Source organism: Rheinheimera sp. MM224 (assembly GCF_947090785.1).
Classification (GTDB): Bacteria; Pseudomonadota; Gammaproteobacteria; order Enterobacterales; family Alteromonadaceae; genus Pararheinheimera.
Window position 1 is genome coordinate 3921648 of sequence record NZ_OX352320.1, and the last position, 16057, is coordinate 3937704.

The 16057-nt window shown below is 47.7% G+C and carries 15 protein-coding genes; 3 read left to right on the forward strand and 12 right to left on the reverse strand.

Annotation, left to right across the window (positions count from 1 at the left end; genetic code table 11):
* Window positions 1-38 precede the first annotated feature (38 nt).
* Window positions 39-785 carry a cell division protein ZapD gene (zapD, locus tag OM978_RS18430; protein ID WP_264343774.1) on the forward strand — a complete coding sequence of 249 codons (747 nt, stop codon included), beginning with the start codon at window positions 39-41 and terminating at the stop codon, window positions 783-785.
* 116 nt (window positions 786-901) lie between these two features.
* Entirely contained in the window at window positions 902-1132 is a 231-nt protein-coding gene (gene yacG, locus OM978_RS18435; protein WP_147903582.1) for a DNA gyrase inhibitor YacG, read from the forward strand.
* Between the two features lie 67 nt (window positions 1133-1199).
* On the opposite strand, the gene mutT is transcribed toward yacG, so the two are convergent.
* The 3 genes from mutT to OM978_RS18450 form a co-directional block, all read right to left on the reverse strand.
* Window positions 1200-1604, reverse strand: coding sequence for an 8-oxo-dGTP diphosphatase MutT (gene mutT, locus OM978_RS18440; protein WP_264343778.1), 405 nt, complete (start codon window positions 1602-1604; stop codon window positions 1200-1202).
* 3 nt (window positions 1605-1607) lie between these two features.
* Complete coding sequence (gene secA / locus OM978_RS18445) at window positions 1608-4319, reverse strand: preprotein translocase subunit SecA (protein WP_264343780.1); 2712 nt, start codon at window positions 4317-4319, stop codon at window positions 1608-1610.
* A 100-nt stretch (window positions 4320-4419) separates the two neighbouring features.
* Window positions 4420-5334, reverse strand: a complete 915-nt coding sequence (locus OM978_RS18450) for a M23 family metallopeptidase (RefSeq protein WP_264343782.1) — start codon at window positions 5332-5334, stop codon at window positions 4420-4422.
* Between the two features lie 29 nt (window positions 5335-5363).
* Here OM978_RS18450 and OM978_RS18455 point away from each other — a divergent pair, with 29 nt between their 5' ends.
* Window positions 5364-5840 (forward strand): DUF721 domain-containing protein, encoded by a 477-nt coding sequence (locus OM978_RS18455; protein ID WP_264343784.1) that lies wholly within the window; start codon window positions 5364-5366, stop codon window positions 5838-5840.
* Here OM978_RS18455 and lpxC read toward each other — a convergent pair.
* The 9 genes from lpxC to murD form a co-directional block, all read right to left on the reverse strand.
* Window positions 5837-6748 carry a UDP-3-O-acyl-N-acetylglucosamine deacetylase gene (lpxC, locus tag OM978_RS18460; protein ID WP_264343785.1) on the reverse strand — a complete coding sequence of 304 codons (912 nt, stop codon included), beginning with the start codon at window positions 6746-6748 and terminating at the stop codon, window positions 5837-5839. The genes OM978_RS18455 and lpxC overlap by 4 nt on opposite strands.
* Window positions 6749-6851: 103 nt before the next feature.
* The gene (gene ftsZ / locus OM978_RS18465) at window positions 6852-8039 is read right to left on the reverse strand and encodes a cell division protein FtsZ (RefSeq protein WP_264343786.1); all 1188 of its coding nucleotides are present in this window, start codon (window positions 8037-8039) and stop codon (window positions 6852-6854) included.
* A gap of 37 nt (window positions 8040-8076) precedes the next feature.
* Window positions 8077-9312, reverse strand: coding sequence for a cell division protein FtsA (gene ftsA / locus OM978_RS18470; protein ID WP_053424145.1), 1236 nt, complete (start codon window positions 9310-9312; stop codon window positions 8077-8079).
* A complete protein-coding gene (locus OM978_RS18475; protein WP_264343787.1) occupies window positions 9290-10045 on the reverse strand; it encodes a cell division protein FtsQ/DivIB in 756 nt (251 codons plus the stop codon). Before OM978_RS18475 ends, ftsA begins: the two co-directional genes overlap by 23 nt.
* A gap of 17 nt (window positions 10046-10062) precedes the next feature.
* Entirely contained in the window at window positions 10063-10977 is a 915-nt protein-coding gene (locus OM978_RS18480) for a D-alanine--D-alanine ligase (protein WP_264343788.1), read from the reverse strand.
* Between the two features lie 3 nt (window positions 10978-10980).
* On the reverse strand, window positions 10981-12429 hold the full coding sequence (gene murC, locus OM978_RS18485; protein ID WP_264343789.1) for a UDP-N-acetylmuramate--L-alanine ligase: 1449 nt from the start codon (window positions 12427-12429) through the stop codon (window positions 10981-10983).
* A complete protein-coding gene (gene murG / locus OM978_RS18490) occupies window positions 12426-13541 on the reverse strand; it encodes an undecaprenyldiphospho-muramoylpentapeptide beta-N-acetylglucosaminyltransferase (protein ID WP_264343791.1) in 1116 nt (371 codons plus the stop codon). The genes murC and murG overlap by 4 nt, the downstream gene beginning before the upstream one ends.
* The gene (gene ftsW, locus OM978_RS18495) at window positions 13534-14733 is read right to left on the reverse strand and encodes a cell division protein FtsW (protein ID WP_264343792.1); all 1200 of its coding nucleotides are present in this window, start codon (window positions 14731-14733) and stop codon (window positions 13534-13536) included. The genes murG and ftsW overlap by 8 nt, the downstream gene beginning before the upstream one ends.
* On the reverse strand, window positions 14730-16055 hold the full coding sequence (gene murD, locus OM978_RS18500; RefSeq protein ID WP_264343793.1) for a UDP-N-acetylmuramoyl-L-alanine--D-glutamate ligase: 1326 nt from the start codon (window positions 16053-16055) through the stop codon (window positions 14730-14732). The genes ftsW and murD overlap by 4 nt, the downstream gene beginning before the upstream one ends.
* Window positions 16056-16057 lie beyond the last annotated feature (2 nt).

Genomic DNA, 16057 nt, shown 5'->3' on the forward strand with positions numbered 1-16057 from the left:
GTTTATGGTAATGAACATTGTTAACAAATGTTTCAGTTATGACTTCAATCATCTACGAACATCCGCTGAACGAAAAAGTACGCACCTATTTACGGGTTGAGTATTTGTTTCAGCAAGTCACTAAGTTGCTGCCACTGGAAACAGAATGGCAACAACAGGGCTTTTTTACCTCGTTGTTTTCGTTGATTGAAGTATTGGAACGTAATGATGTGCGGCCGGATTTGATCAAAGACGTCGAACGCTGTGAGTCGGCGTTAGTAAACTGGTCACGTCATCCATCAATTTCGGATGAAATGCTGCAAAGCATGTTGCAAAAAGCAGTGCGCTTGCAAAGTGATTTATTAAGGTGCGGCAAGTTTGCGGCCAGCCTGAAAGAAGATAAATTCCTTGCTCCGTTACGTCAGCGCTTTTTTATCCCTGGCGGCACCTGCTATTTTGATTTACCTCAGCTGCAATACTGGTTTTCCCAACCTTTAGTACAACGGAAAAAAGCAGCGCAGGACTGGCTGGATCAGTTGTCTTTGGTTGAAACTGCGATCTCCTATGTACTGACTTTTATCCGTGAACGGGGTCAATTTCAGCCGTTAATCGCAGAAAACGGTTTTTTCCAAAGTAATACCGAGCAGTTTGAGTTGCTGCGTATCGACTACTCGATGGAATACCAAAGTTATCCCACCATCAGCGGTAACAGATACCGTTACGCCATACGTTTTATGCAGCTTTGCGACAGCTTAGGTCGTACTACCATAGATAAAGCGATTCCTTTTAAGTTAGCCTGCTGTTAGTCAATCAGCTGAAGGCTTGTCATTCGAGACGGGCGGGGATAAACCCGGCCCCTACCTGAAATCCACAGTCTGCGGTACACTAGCGCACTTTTGAATACGCTGTTGGAGTACGCCTTATGGCCACTATCGTCAAATGCCCGACCTGCCAGAAAGAAGTCATCTGGGGTCCAGAGTCCGCCTTCCGGCCTTTTTGTTCTGACCGTTGTCGTTTAATAGATTTAGGCGCATGGGCCAATGAAGAACACAAAATACCGGATAAAGGCCGTGCCGACTTGCCGCTCTCTGAGCAGCAATTAGAACAGTTAGAGAATGAGTTGCTAGAGCAGGATAACGAGTTTTTTAAATAAATTGTGTACTGTAGGGGCGACCTTTATGGTCGCCCGTCTACCCTTTGAAACCGATCCCAAACGATAATTACGGCCGTCCGAATTCGGCCAACAACTTATCTAATATCGGCTGATTGGCATCAGGAAACTGATACTGACCAAGCTCCGACAAAGGCACCCAGCGCACTGGCTGCCCTTCCAGACCTTTAGCCTCACCGGCAAAGTCTTGTACCAGATGAATATCCAGCAACACCGTCTTTTCAGGGTAGGTATACTGCAGTTCAAACCAAGGGCTTGAACCGGCAATATCCAGATCCACCTCTTCTTTCAGCTCACGTGCCAGGGCTTCAGAAGTTGTTTCACCTGCTTCCACTTTGCCACCAGGAAACTCCCAGCGACCGCCCTGATGCAATTTGTCCGGACGCAGCGCCAATAACACCTGCTGCTCCTTTAAAATGACACCTACGGCTACGTGAACTACTTTGAGCGTCATGATTTAAACCAACTTACCGTGACACTGTTTGTATTTCTTACCTGAGCCACAAGGACAAGCATCGTTACGGCCTACTTTTTCCGCATCACGAAACACCGGTGACGGATTAGTTTGTGGTACTTCAGTCGCAACCTGTTCTACTTCTTCGTGCTGGAACTGCATATCGGTACTTTCAGCTTTACGACGTTGTTCTTCCACAGCATCAACATCTTCAGCGGCACGGATTTGCACACGTGATAACACACCGACCACGTCCAGTTTCAGGTTGTCCAGCATAGTAGAAAACAATTCGAAAGCTTCACGCTTGTATTCTTGCTTCGGGTTCTTCTGCGCATAACCACGTAAGTTAATGCCCTGACGCAAGTGGTCCATCGCTGCTAAATGCTCTTTCCAGTGTGTATCTAAACTTTGCAGCATCACTGATTTTTCAAACTGACGCAGCACTGAAGGACCCACCATATGCTCTTTCAGCTCATAGGATTTATCGACCACTTCGTGGATTTGCTCACGCAGTTTTTCTTCAAACAGTTTCTTATCATCTGCTAACCATTTAGCGATTGGCATATCGATGGCAAAATCAGCGCGGAAACGGGCTTCTAAGCCTGGAATGTCCCACATCTCGTCTAACGACTGAGGTGGAATGTATTGATCCAGCACAGAGGCAACCACGTCGTGACGAATAGCATTGATGGTTTCAGAAATATCAGCTGCATCCATCAGTTCGTTACGTTGTTCGTACACTACTTTACGCTGGTCGTTGGCCACATCATCGAATTCCAGCAATTGCTTACGGATATCAAAGTTACGAGCTTCAACTTTACGTTGAGCGTTTTCAATAGCGCGGCTGACCCATGGGTGTTCAATGGCTTCGCCTGGCTCCATACCCAGTTTACGCATCATGCCAGCCATACGGTCTGAAGCAAAAATACGCATCAAGGCATCGTCTAACGACAGGTAAAAACGTGAAGAACCCGGATCGCCCTGACGGCCAGAACGACCACGTAACTGGTTGTCGATACGGCGCGATTCATGACGTTCAGTACCAATGATATGTAAACCACCAGACTCAATCACAGCGTCATGGCGTTTTTGCCATTCCTGTCTGACTTGTTCAATCTGTTCTGCACTGGCGTCACCTAACGCAGCCAGTTCAGCCTGCAGGTTACCACCCAATACAATGTCCGTACCACGACCAGCCATGTTGGTAGCGATGGTCACAGTGCCAGGCTGACCAGCCTGAGCAATAATTTGTGCTTCGTTAGCGTGGAACTTAGCGTTTAATACCTGATGCGGGATTTTGGCGTCATGCAACAATTTCGACAGGTACTCAGAACTTTCGATTGAAGCTGTACCGACCAGAATAGGGCGCTTCAGAGCACGGTTCTCTTCCACGTCTTTGATAATGGCCTGATACTTTTCTTCCACCGTCAGATAGACCAAATCAGGCATATCTTTACGAACCATAGGTCTGTTGGTTGGAACTACAATAGTTTCTAGGCCATAAATAGACTGAAATTCAAAAGCTTCAGTGTCTGCTGTACCTGTCATACCAGCCAGTTTGTCGTACAAACGGAACAGGTTCTGGAACGTGATAGAAGCTAAAGTCTGGTTTTCGTGGTTAATATGCACGCCTTCTTTAGCTTCAATGGCCTGGTGTAAACCTTCAGACCAACGGCGACCTTCCATAGTGCGGCCCGTATGTTCATCAACGATAACGATTTCGTTGTCTTTGATCACATAGTCCACATCTTTCTTAAAGAGATTGTGCGCGCGTAAAGCGGCATAGGTATGGTGCAACAGGGTAATGTTGGCAGCAGAGAATAACGAATCGCCTGGCTGGATTAAACCCAGTTCCTGCAGAATTTCTTCCACACGGATTTGACCTAATTCAGTCAGATAAATTTGCTTGGCTTTTTCGTCGATGGTGAAGTGACCATCGCCCATAGCGCCTTCTTCATCTTCTTTTTCCTGTTTCACAAGCTGAGGCACTACAGTGTTGATCACACGGTACAACTCAGAGCTATCTTCAGCCTGACCAGAAATAATCAGCGGAGTACGGGCTTCATCTATTAAAATCGAATCCACTTCATCGATAATGGCATAAGCTAAATGACGCTGAACCCGCTCAACAGCAGAGAAAGCCATGTTATCGCGCAGATAGTCAAAACCAAATTCGTTGTTAGTACCGTAGGTAATATCCGCACTGTAAGACGCTTGTTTATCTAAATGCCCCATACCAGGCACGTTGACACCTACAGTCATACCTAAGAAATCGAATAAAGGCGCGTTGGTTTCAGCATCACGACGGGCCAGATAATCGTTGACGGTAATAACATGCACAGACTGACCACTTAACGCATTTAAGTAAGCCGGCAAAGTAGCGGTTAAGGTTTTACCTTCACCTGTACGCATCTCAGAAATTTTGCCCTGATGCAGCACTATACCGCCAATCAGCTGCACATCGAAATGACGCATCTTAAACACACGTTTACTGGCTTCACGCACAGTAGCAAAAGCTTCTGGTAATAAATCATCCAGCGTAGCGCCATCCGCAAAGCGTTGTTTAAATTCAGCCGTTTTTAATTTGAGTTCTTCATCAGACAAGGCAACAAAAGCAGGTTCCAGGCTATTAATCAGCTCAACCGTTTTTTTCAATTTTTTTAAATAACGATCATTACGGCTACCAATTAATTTGGCGAAAAATTTTCCAAACATTTTATAAATACCACTTCTTGGTTGAGACTCGCTCCGAGTCCGGCCTGAGCCTTTGTTACCCACTTCCCTGAAACTCCTGCCTCAGGAAAAGGGGTATCTATTATTGAATACGGCGATTAACAAACATCATAGGGTCAATCTGCTGACCATTTTTCAGTACTTCGTAATGCACGTGAGGTCCTGTTGAACGGCCTGTGTTGCCCATAATGGCAACTTCCTGGCCTTTGGTCACCATCTGCCCAACCTGAACAGTGGTCTCCTGAGCATGGGCGTAACGGGTGCGATACCCATCGCTATGCTCAATCTCAACCATTTTACCGTAACCAAAACGTTCACCAGCCCAGGTCACAATACCACCTGCTGTTGCAAAAATAGCATCGCCTTCTTTACCGGCAAAATCTACTCCACGGTGCACTGCGGGTTCACCGCTAAAGGGGTCACTGCGAACACCAAAACTCGACGACAAGTAACCACTTAATACAGGGCGACCGGACAGCTGGACGCTTTTTCCTATATGGTGATTCAGGTCCAGAGATTCAAGCATCGCAAAACGGGTTTGCTCGGATTGCAGATTTTGCTCCAACTCATTGAGTTGCAACAACACGGCATTCAGTTCAGCCAGACTGATTTCAGTCGGAGTTTGTGAAGGACCTCCCATCGCAGGAGTCTCGTGCAGATTAAACTCTTCAGTCGACAAATCAGCAGCATCAATTAAACGTTCACCGACCATATTCAGTCGGTTCACCTGAGCCTGCAGCGTCGCAACTTTGGCAGTTAAAGCAGCCAACTGATTTTCAGCACGACGGCGAATATCAGCAATTTCTTCTGTTTCTGCGGCACGGCTCAATTGAGCTTTCTCAAGTTCGGCATTGCCTTGCTGAAACAAATTAGCAAAGGCTGCACCAGCGCCAGAGGCGATACAAAACAATAAGACGGCCGTGACTGTCAGTTGCGATGGCGTGCTGCCAAAGCTGAAGTGGCGATGTCGGCCACGATAGAAAACTGTTACACTCATGCAACCTCAGTATAAATTCATAAGTTAAGATGGCGCGCTATTCTCAGAAACCAGTGGATCTAAGTCAGTTGCTGCAACAAAGCTCTTTGTTGTCGACCATGCAGCACGCCGATCTGTTGCGCCAACTTAATACCGAATTAGCGCAGTTTCTGCAACTGGATCCATCCGGTTTTTGCAAAATTAGTACCATAAAAGCGGGTCGCTTAGTTATTTTGTGCCAATCGCCCGCCTGGGCGACCCGGCTGAAAATGCAAAGAGAGGCCATTCTAGACAATTTCCGCCAGAAAATCTTGCCGGATTTGGCAGGTATCGACATTGAAGTCTCACCCAATACCCAGCTGCAATATGTCAAAGCGGAAGAAATCAAAACTGAAGGACCTAAAATCTCTGAACAAGCTGCGGTGTATTTACTGGCTTTAGCACAAAACAGTGAAGGTGAGTTAAAGCAGAAACTACAAAGGCTGGCAGAGCTGGCTCAAAAGCCTCGCCCTGCCCCCAAGACTTAGGCCAATTGAGGTGCTAAGTATGATATCGGCATTTGCGCTTCTTTGTCGAAGCTAACAAATTCCCAGTTCGCCTGTTCAGCAAGTACTGCAGACAATAACTGGTTATTTAAAGCGTGGCCCGTTTTATAAGAACGGAACTCGCCCAGAATGCTGTAACCGGCCATGTATAAATCACCGATTGCATCCAGAATTTTGTGTTTGATAAATTCGTCTTCGTAACGCAGACCGTCCTGGTTTAACACCCGGAACTCATCCAGCACTACGGCGTTATCAAAGCTGCCGCCTAATGCCAGATTATTGGCGCGTAAATATTCAATGTCCTGCAGGAAACCAAAAGTACGGGCACGGCTGATATCTTTAATAAAAGACGCAGCTGAGAAGTCGAGCTTCATGCGCTGTTTGGTTTCAGAAATCACAGGGTGATCGAAATCGATGGAAAAATCCATACGGAAACCGTGATGTGGCACAAACTCAGCCCACTTGTCACCGTCTTCAACCCGTACTTTTTGCTTAATGCGGATAAACTTTTTGGCTTTTTTCTGTTCGCTGATACCGGCTTCCAGTAACAGGTAAACAAAAGGGTTGGCACTGCCATCCATAATTGGAATCTCAGCAGAGTCCACTTCGATAAACAGGTTATCGATACCTAAACCAGCCACCGCAGCCATTAAATGCTCAGTGGTGGACAGGCGCACGCCGTCATCGTTGATCAAACACGTACACATCACAGTGTCGCCCACTAATTCAGGGGTGACTTTAAAATCAACGATCGGGTTCAGATCGACACGCCGGAAGACGATACCGGTATTATCAGGAGCAGGCCGGAGAGTAAGCGTAACCTTTTCTCCCTTGTGTAAACCCACCCCGATCGAGCTGATTGATTTTGCAATGGTACGTTGTTTAATCATATTTTTTCCTGTTCAAATATTGAACAAATCCAAAATGGCGGCGAAGCATAACATAGCTAATCAGCTATGCCAACCTTTGAGCCTTTTGTAAGCTGACTAAAAATTAGTCAGCTTGTTTACGTAAAAACGCAGGAATATCGAAAATATCGATGTTCGCTTGTTTCTCCGCTACTGGCTTACTTTGCACAGCAGGGGCTTCTAATTGCACCTGTGACATGTCACGGGCGGCGTTACCCTGATGATGCGAATAGCTTGTACCAGCATTGCCATAAACGTGCGCTGAACGAACTGGTTCATGACGGTGATTTGGCACCAGGCTAATGTCAGGCTTACGCTCTGCACCTATACCTGTGGCAACCACAGTGACACGAAGTTCATCAGACATGTCAGGATCAATAACGGCACCTACTACAACAGTAGCATTTTCTGAAGCAAATGCTTTAACAGCATTACCAACAGTTTCAAACTCTTCAATGCTGATATCCAGGCCAGCAGTGATATTCACCAGAATACCCTTAGCACCTGATAAATCGATATCTTCCAGTAACGGGCTGGAAATCGCTTGTTCAGCGGCTTCTTCTGCACGGTCCGGACCTGATGCACGGCCAGTACCCATCATGGCAGTACCCATTTCAGACATCACTGTACGCACGTCGGCGAAGTCGACGTTAATCAGACCAGGACGAGTGATCAGCTCAGCGATACCTTGCACTGCACCTAACAACACGTTGTTAGCCGCTTTGAACGCATCCAGCAAACTAGTGCCTTTGCCTAAGACTTTTAATAACTTGTCGTTAGGAATAGTGATCAGTGAGTCAACATGTTTTGCCAGCTCAGCAATACCTTCGTCTGCATAAGCAGAACGCTTTTTGCCTTCGAACGGGAATGGCTTAGTCACAACAGCCACAGTCAGGATACCCATTTCACGAGCCACTTCAGCCACTATCGGAGCAGCACCAGTACCAGTACCACCACCCATACCGGCAGCGATAAAGATCATGTCCGCGCCTTGCAGCGTTTTCTTGATCGTTTCACGGTCTTCTTCTGCAGAACGACGGCCTACATCAGGGTTAGCACCAGCACCTAAACCTTTAGTGACGCCAGCACCCAGTTGCAGGGTCATATGGGCAGAAGAGTTACGCAGCGCCTGCGCATCAGTATTGGCAGCAATAAACTCAACACCTTCGATGTTGCTTGCAACCATATACTCAACAGCGTTACCGCCACCACCACCAACACCTATTACTTTAATGACAGCTTCTTCGCTGTGGTTTTCCATTAACTCAAACATAGCTCTCTCTCCGTTTTAGTACGCTTACTCAAAAAAGTTAAAATTCGCCTTTAAACCAGCTGGTGAGACGTTTCACCATGCCGCCGACCGACTCGCGGGCAGCAACAGCTTTTTTCTGCTGGGTCCGCATGTCTTTTCCGTAAATCAATAAACCCACGACGCTGGCGTAGGCCGGGTCCTGTACATATTCTCTTAAACCTGTAATGCCAATCGGGTAACCCAACCGCACCGGCATCTGGAACACATCTTCAGCAAACTCAATGGCACCTTCCATTTTGGCGGTACCACCGGTCAGCACTATGCCTGCGGCAATTTGTTCTTCCAGACCAGAGCTGCGGATTTCTTCCAGCACCAGTTCAAACAATTCCTGATAGCGTGGCTCTACCACTTCTGCCAGGGTATGGCGTGACATGCTGCGGGCCGGACGACCGCCCACGCTTGGCACTTCAATGTTTTCTTCTTTACCTACCATGCTGCGCAGTGCACAGGCGTATTGCACTTTGATATCTTCGGCGTGGCCTAAAGGCGTGCGGAAGATTTTGGCAATATCGCTGGTGACCTGATTACCAGCCACAGGGATCACTGCGGTATGGCGTAAAGCACCATTGGTAAAGACCGAGATATCTATAGTGCCGCCGCCCATATCAACGACGCAGACACCCAGCTCTTTTTCATCATCCGTCAGCACCGCATAGCTTGATGCCAATGAAGAGAAAATCAGCTGGTCGACATGCAACTCGCAGCGCTCAGCACATTTTTCGATATTTTTTGCCATATCATTGGCGCAGGTGATGATGTGAGCCTTGGCTTCCATCCGCACCCCTGACATGCCGATTGGGCTTTTAATGCCTTCCTGCATGTCGACTGAAAATTCCTGTGGCAGCACATGCAACATGCGACGCTCAGCCGAAATAGGCACTGACTTGGCGGCATGAATGACGTTAATCACATCTTCAGCTGTCACTTCGGCATCATTGATTGGCACCATGCCACTTTCGTTCTGGCAACGAATATGTTTGCCGGTAATACCTAAATACACAGAAGACACGCGGCAATCGGCCATCAGTTCGGCTTCTTCCACGGCGCGGCGCACAGACTGCACCACCAGGTTCAGATCGTTGACACCACCTTTGTCCATACCACGGGCTACATGAGTGCCCACACCAACAATACTTAACTGATTGTCAGCGGTAATTTCGCCCACTAAGGCTTTTACCTGTGCTGTGCCTATATCTAAGCCAACGATAAGATCACGTTCTGTCGACTTTGTCATCTTGTTCTCTTTGTTCTGGCGCTTCGACCCAACGTACAGCGACGCCTGTGTCATAACGCAAATCAACTTCGGCGACTGCCTGAGTTTTATGTTTACTAATCACAGGGTACAAATCGATAAACCGCTGCACCCGCTTTGCCGTATCTTCACGGCCCAGAGTCAGTTGAATGCCCTCTGCTAAATTCAGTTGCCAGGCCTGACGGGCTGACACTGTGAGTCCTGTTGCTGCATGCTGATGGACGGTCAGCATTTGATTCAATTGATTGAACATGGTCAGTGCATCCTGCTCGGCCCCGTCCGGACCTTGTAACTTTGGCAATGGCTGCTTTAGTTCAGCAACAGGAGCGACAAAGATCTGACCTTGTTGATTGAGTAAATAGTGGTCATTCCATACCGCGACTGGCTTATGTTCAGTCACCACCACCACGAGCGTATCAGGCCATTGTTTGCGCACGGCTGCCTGAGCTACCCAGGGTTGTTGCTGCAGAAACAGCTGCACCTGATCCACGTTCAAATTAAAAAAGTTACCCAGATACTGTTGTTGCAGCTTTTGGTTTAAACCTGCAGCTTCAATCTGAGAAAAATCGCCATAGACCTTCACTTGCTGGATAGGTGCACTTTGTTGATCCTGACTCCAAAGCCAGATCTGATAACCTAACCAGCTGACAAACCAGACGGCAAAGCAGAAAAAGGCGACACCAGCCCAGAAGGCTTTGTTAATAGGTGCGCTCACTGTCTTGCCGTTTTTGGTCATAAGGTCTGTTCTAAAATCTGCAGCACTAACTGCTCAAAACTTAAACCCGCTGCTTTAGCCGCCATAGGCACCAATGACTTCTCCGTCATGCCTGGCACAGTATTCACTTCCAGCAGATAGAAATTACCCTGCTCGTCCAGCATCGCATCGACACGACCCCAGCCTGACGCACCAACAGCAGTAAAGGCAGCGGCTGCAACTTGTTGCAAAAAGGCAGTCTGATCGGCTGTTAAAGGCGCAGGACAAAGGTATTCAGTGCTATTGGACTGATACTTGGCTTCATAGTCATAAAAAGAACGGGGAGTACGCATTTCAACTATTGGCAGTGCCTTACCGTTTAATACAGTCACTGTAAATTCGCGGCCCTGGATCCACTGTTCAACCAGTACATCAGAATCGTATTTACATGCCACAGCTAAGGCCTGTTCCAGCTCTTGTGCAGTGCTTGCTGCACTCATGCCGATACTGGAACCTTCATTCGCTGGTTTAACCATCACTTTACCAGCTAATTGCTGCAAAATATCCTGATAATTCAGTTGTTTTCCAGCTTCAGCCACTAAAAATTTTGCTGTAGGTAACCCTTGTGCCTGAAACAGCCATTTGCAGCGGATTTTATCCATCGCCAGGGCTGAACCTAAGACGCGGCTACCTGTGTAAGGTAAGCCCATCAGCTGCAAAGCACCTTGCATAGTACCGTCTTCACCACCACGGCCATGCAGTACTATAAATACACGATCAAAACCAGCTGCAGTTAAAGCACTTAACGGCTGATCTTTTGGATCAAAAGCATGGGCGTCGACACCTTGCTTTTGCAAAGCGGCCAGCACAGCGGCACCTGAACGTAATGACACTTCACGTTCTGCCGAGGTTCCACCAAACATTACAGCCACTTTGCCAAATTTGCTGCTCATACTTCAAGCTCCCTCGTTTGGTTTTAATGCAGAAATTGCTAATTTAGACGCTGCCAGTTGTTTGGCCAGCGCACCTATATTGCCCGCGCCCTGAGTCAGTAACACATCACCGTCCTGCAACACGTCAGCTAAAGCAGCGGGTAAATCGGCAGGCGTCGCTACATAAATAGGGTCCAATTGACCGCGGGCACGGATAGAGCGGCATAAACTGCGGCTGTCTGCGCCAGGAATAGCGGCTTCGCCTGCGGCATAAACTTCAAGCAATAACAATAAATCGACAGAAGACAGCACTTTGGCGAAGTCTTCATATAAATCACGGGTTCTGGTGTAACGGTGTGGCTGATAAGCCATGACGATACGGCGCTCCGGCCAGGCGTTACGCGCCGCAGCTAAAGTGGCAGCCACTTCGCTTGGATGGTGACCATAGTCATCGACCAGCAGCACTTTGCCACGGCCTGTCTCAAACTCACCGTACTGTTCAAAACGACGGCCTATGCCTTCGAATTTTTTCAGTGCAGCTAAAATGGAATCCGTTGCTATACCTTCATCTTTGGCCACGGCAAAAGCAGCTGTAGCATTCAGCGCATTATGACGACCGGCTAAATTCAGTTCAATCTGGCTGGCAACACCGTTTTTATCGGTAATAACAAAATGGCTTTGAGTACCGGTTTGACCGAAGTCGCTGATGACATAATCTGCATCTTCGCTAAAACCATAGGTAATGACAAAACGGCCAATTTGTAGGATCAGCTCACGAACGACGGCATCGTCGATACACATCACAGCGACACCATAAAATGGCAGGTTATGGCAAAACTCCAGATAGGTGGCTTTCATTTTTTCAAAGTCACCCTGATAAGTTTCCATATGGTCAGGTTCGATATTGGTGATCACTGACGCCATAGGCTGTAAATGCAGGAAAGAGGCGTCGCTCTCGTCCGCTTCGGCAATTAAATAGCGGCCAGCACCAAGACGTGCGTTGGTACCTGCAGAATTCAGTAAGCCACCAATGACAAAGGTAGGATCAGTGCCAGCTTCCGCAAAAATAGAGGCGATTAAGCTGGTAGTGGTGGTTTTACCGTGGGTACCAGCGATAGCAATACCATGGCGGAAACGCATTAATTCAGCCAGCATTTCAGCACGGCGCACCACAGGAATACGGTGTTCAATAGCAGCAGCCACTTCCGGGTTATCGGTTTTAATAGCACTGGAGACAACAACAACACTGGCGCCTTCGATGTTTTCAGCTTTATGGCCAATCACAATACAGGCACCTAACGACGCTAAACGATCGACCACAGGGTTTGGTGCTATATCTGAACCCGAAACTTTATAACCTTCATTGACTAATACTTCGGCAATACCACCCATACCAGCGCCGCCGATCCCAACGAAGTGGATCCGCTCTACTCTGCGCATAGCATTTTTATTTTGTTGTTTTGTATTGCTCATTTAGTCTTACCTATCACTTCACCACAGACTCTAACAACGTGTTCTGCGGCATCATCTATTGCTGTTCTGCGGGCATTATTTGCCAAATGACGCAGTGCACTTTTGTCCTGCAACCAGGACTGGAGTAAAGGCAACAAAGCACCTTTACTGAATTCGCTTTGTGGCAGTAATACCGCCCCTTGTTTTTGCACTAACCAGCTGGCGTTGGCCGTCTGATGATCGTCAATAGCAGATGGCAAAGGCACAAAAACCGCAGCTACGCCGGCACAAGCCACTTCGGATACAGTTAAAGCACCAGCGCGGCAAATCACTAAATCAGCCCAGGTATAAGCAGCAGCCATGTCTTCAATAAATGCACTGGCACTGGCCTTTAATTCAGGCAAAGCGGCATAAGCCTGTTGCACTTGCTGCTCCATCGCCTTACCCGTCTGATGCCTTATTTCCAGCACACCAGTCTGAGATGCTTGTGCAAACAGAGCAGGTAATTGCTGGTTAAACACCTGAGCACCTAAACTGCCACCTATCACTAATACTTTTAAGCTTGGTGTTGACGCCTGCAGTTGCTTTTGACCCGACACAGCCAGCACTTCAGCACGCACAGGATTACCCACTACTAATCTGTCTTTGCGATCGGCAAAGGCCTGTGGAAAAGCCACTAATACTTTTTTGGCAATACGAGCCAATAATCTGTTGGTGGTGCCTGCCACTGCATTTTGCTCATGCACTATTAAAGGCTTACCCGCTAACCAGGCGGCTAAGCCACCAGGTCCACTGGCATAACCACCAAAACCTAACACCAGTTCAGGGTTCAGTTGCTTGACTAAAGCACGGGCCTGACTGATGGAGCGCCATAACATCAGCGGCGCTTTGACTAAGCTTTTTAAGCCTTTGCCGCGTAAACCAGCCACTGCAATGCTATGAAACGGGAAACCAAACTGCGGCACTAAAGTCGCTTCCATTCGATCCGCTGTACCCAGCCAATGAATGTTCCAGCCTTGTTGCTTTAACAGTTCAGCCACAGCTTTAGCCGGGAAAATATGGCCACCAGTGCCGCCTGCCATAATCAGCGCTGTTTTTTGCGGTTTGTCAGTAGTCTGCATCAGCTCAGGCATGAGGACCCCCGCTGATGGCGTGACGACCTTTCAGTCGTACTTCAAAATCAATACGGATTAACAAAGCTGCGGCTACTAACATAATGATTAAGCTACTACCGCCAGAACTGACAAAAGGCAAAGTTAAACCTTTAGTTGGCAAGACGCCGCTTGCCACACCTACATTAACGCAGGTTTGAAAACCAATCCAAATCGCCAGCGCATAAGCTAAAAAGCCGTGAAAGCTCATGCCTTTAAACAAAGCTTTGTTGCCAATCCACAAAGCACGGCTGACCAGTAAAAACAGCAAGCTTAAAATCACAAACACACCTATCAGGCCGGTTTCTTCTGCAATCACCGCGAAGATAAAGTCGGTATGAGCTTCTGGTAAATACTCAAGTTTTTGTACGCTGTTGCCCAGGCCTTGCCCAAACCAGCTACCACGGCCAAACGCCATCAAAGATTGCGTTAACTGATAACCGCTGCCAAAAGGATCGGCCCATGGGTCTAAAAACGAAGTTACACGGCGCCAGCGGTATTCGCTGTATAAAATCAGCACACCAATAGCTGCAAGACCTGTGAAAATTAGGCAGAAAAACTGCCATAACTTAGCGCCAGCCAGAAACAGCAACACCACTGAAGTGGCAAACATCACAATGACTGTACCCAGGTCTGGTTGCATCAGCAGTAAAACAGCCAGAATAAACATAATGATCAAAGGTTTGATAAAGCCTTTGATGTTTTCCCGCACTTCTTCATGCTTACGAACCAAGTAGCTGGACAAGTAGACAAAAAAGAATAATTTGGCTGGTTCAGCCGCCTGAATATTGATTGGGCCTAACGCCAGCCAACGGGTTGATCCATTGACATTGCGACCCACCAGCAAGACTGCAATCAATAACACCAAGGCCAGCATCAGCAATAAGATATTGGTTGTATGCCACCAGGACACAGGTACATTCAGTACCACATAAGACACACCTAAACCTATCACCAGATACACCATGTGACGGATAGTAAAATGCATAGGATTGCCATGTAAGCGCTCTGCCACAGGCACTGAAGCACTAGTGACCATAATAATGCCAACACCAATCACCAACGCCAGCAACACCAAAAACAGCTTATCGTAGCTGTTGGCTTCATCGCGTTGCCACCACTGAGCTATGGCTTCAGTGGGTGAAGGGATCAGGTTCAGCAGCATTTGCTTCATAACCACACCTTCTGCACAGCTGCAGCAAACTGCTGGCCACGGTCTTCGTAATTTTTAAACATATCTAAGCTGGCACAGGCAGGTGATAACAACACCAAATCATCAGCAGTGGCCAGTTGAGCCGCAGTTTTCACTGCTGCCATTAAATCTTTCACTTCAAAGCTGCCCGCTTTTAACGCAGCTATCGCAGGACCGTCCTGGCCTAAAGTAATTAAGTGATCGACATCACGATTCAGCACTGTGGCCAATTCACTGAAATCTGCACCTTTGCCATCACCGCCTGCAATTAAAATCAATTTGCCTCTTACTTCAGAGCGTAAACCGTCAATAGCAGCTAGCGTTGCGCCGACATTGGTGGCTTTGGAGTCGTTGACCCAACGTACGCCTTTTTGATCCAACACTAACTGGCAACGGTGCGGTAATGAGGTAAAGGTCTGCAGCGCTTTGACTAAGCCTTCGCGGCTTGCTCCGGCAGCTAAAGCTAAAGCACAGCTGGCCAACGCATTAAACTGGTTATGCAAACCCACTATGGTCATTTCACGCACTGGCATTAGAGGCTCTGCTACAACTAACAACCAGCTTTCGCCCTGATGCTGAACCACACCGTAGTCTGCACCTGCTAAATCTAAAGCCAGAGCAGGCACCGAAGTTTTTGGTGTAGTTAAGCCATCGGCTTTATTGTAAATCGCCAGATCCGTGCCCTGATACACCCGTTGTTTTGAAGCAGCATAAGCGGCCATAGTGCCGTATCTGTCCATATGATCTTCAGTCACATTGAGAATACAGGCGGCTTTGCTTTGTAAAGAATGAGTGGTATCCAGCTGGAAGCTCGACAGCTCAAGTACAAACACATCAGCATCGCTTTGCAGCGCATCCAGAATAGGCAAACCAATATTGCCGGCTGCTACAGCCCGTAAGCCAGAACATTGCAGCATATGAGCAGTTAAACTGGTGACAGTCGACTTGCCATTGGCGCCGGTAATAGCCAGTACAGGTTTCTGATTTTGCAGTGCAAATAGTTCCACATCACCAATCAGATGAGCACCTTGTGCCAAGGCAAAACGTATAGCCGGATGTTTAGGGTCTAAGCCAGGGCTGACTACCAACACGTCCATATGAGCTAAACGGTTGGCGTCCAGTTCACCTAAATAAATACCGTCCACTTTGTCAGTTGGGATCTGTTCCAGCCCTGACACTTTTAAGCGGGTATCCATCAAAACTGGTTTCACGCCTTGTTTCAGCAAAAAGCGTACTGTGGCCAGACCTGAAAGGCCTAGTCCTATCACAGCAACACGTTTTCCCTGGAACAACTTAGCGTTCATTT

Excerpts from the sequence above, each read along its gene's own strand:
- mutT (WP_264343778.1), bottom strand. The coding sequence starts at position 1,604 with ATGACGCTCAAAGTAGTTCACGTAGCCGTAGGTGTCATTTTAAAGGAG.
- murC (WP_264343789.1), bottom strand. The coding sequence starts at position 12,429 with ATGAGCAATACAAAACAACAAAATAAAAATGCTATGCGCAGAGTAGAG.
- ftsZ (WP_264343786.1), bottom strand. The coding sequence starts at position 8,039 with ATGTTTGAGTTAATGGAAAACCACAGCGAAGAAGCTGTCATTAAAGTA.
- ftsW (WP_264343792.1), bottom strand. The coding sequence starts at position 14,733 with ATGAAGCAAATGCTGCTGAACCTGATCCCTTCACCCACTGAAGCCATA.
- murG (WP_264343791.1), bottom strand. The coding sequence starts at position 13,541 with ATGCCTGAGCTGATGCAGACTACTGACAAACCGCAAAAAACAGCGCTG.
- OM978_RS18450 (WP_264343782.1), bottom strand. The coding sequence starts at position 5,334 with ATGAGTGTAACAGTTTTCTATCGTGGCCGACATCGCCACTTCAGCTTT.
- yacG (WP_147903582.1), top strand. The coding sequence starts at position 902 with ATGGCCACTATCGTCAAATGCCCGACCTGCCAGAAAGAAGTCATCTGG.
- murD (WP_264343793.1), bottom strand. The coding sequence starts at position 16,055 with ATGAACGCTAAGTTGTTCCAGGGAAAACGTGTTGCTGTGATAGGACTA.
- lpxC (WP_264343785.1), bottom strand. The coding sequence starts at position 6,748 with ATGATTAAACAACGTACCATTGCAAAATCAATCAGCTCGATCGGGGTG.
- ftsA (WP_053424145.1), bottom strand. The coding sequence starts at position 9,312 with ATGACAAAGTCGACAGAACGTGATCTTATCGTTGGCTTAGATATAGGC.
- OM978_RS18455 (WP_264343784.1), top strand. The coding sequence starts at position 5,364 with ATGGCGCGCTATTCTCAGAAACCAGTGGATCTAAGTCAGTTGCTGCAA.
- secA (WP_264343780.1), bottom strand. The coding sequence starts at position 4,319 with ATGTTTGGAAAATTTTTCGCCAAATTAATTGGTAGCCGTAATGATCGT.
- zapD (WP_264343774.1), top strand. The coding sequence starts at position 39 with ATGACTTCAATCATCTACGAACATCCGCTGAACGAAAAAGTACGCACC.
- OM978_RS18480 (WP_264343788.1), bottom strand. The coding sequence starts at position 10,977 with ATGAGCAGCAAATTTGGCAAAGTGGCTGTAATGTTTGGTGGAACCTCG.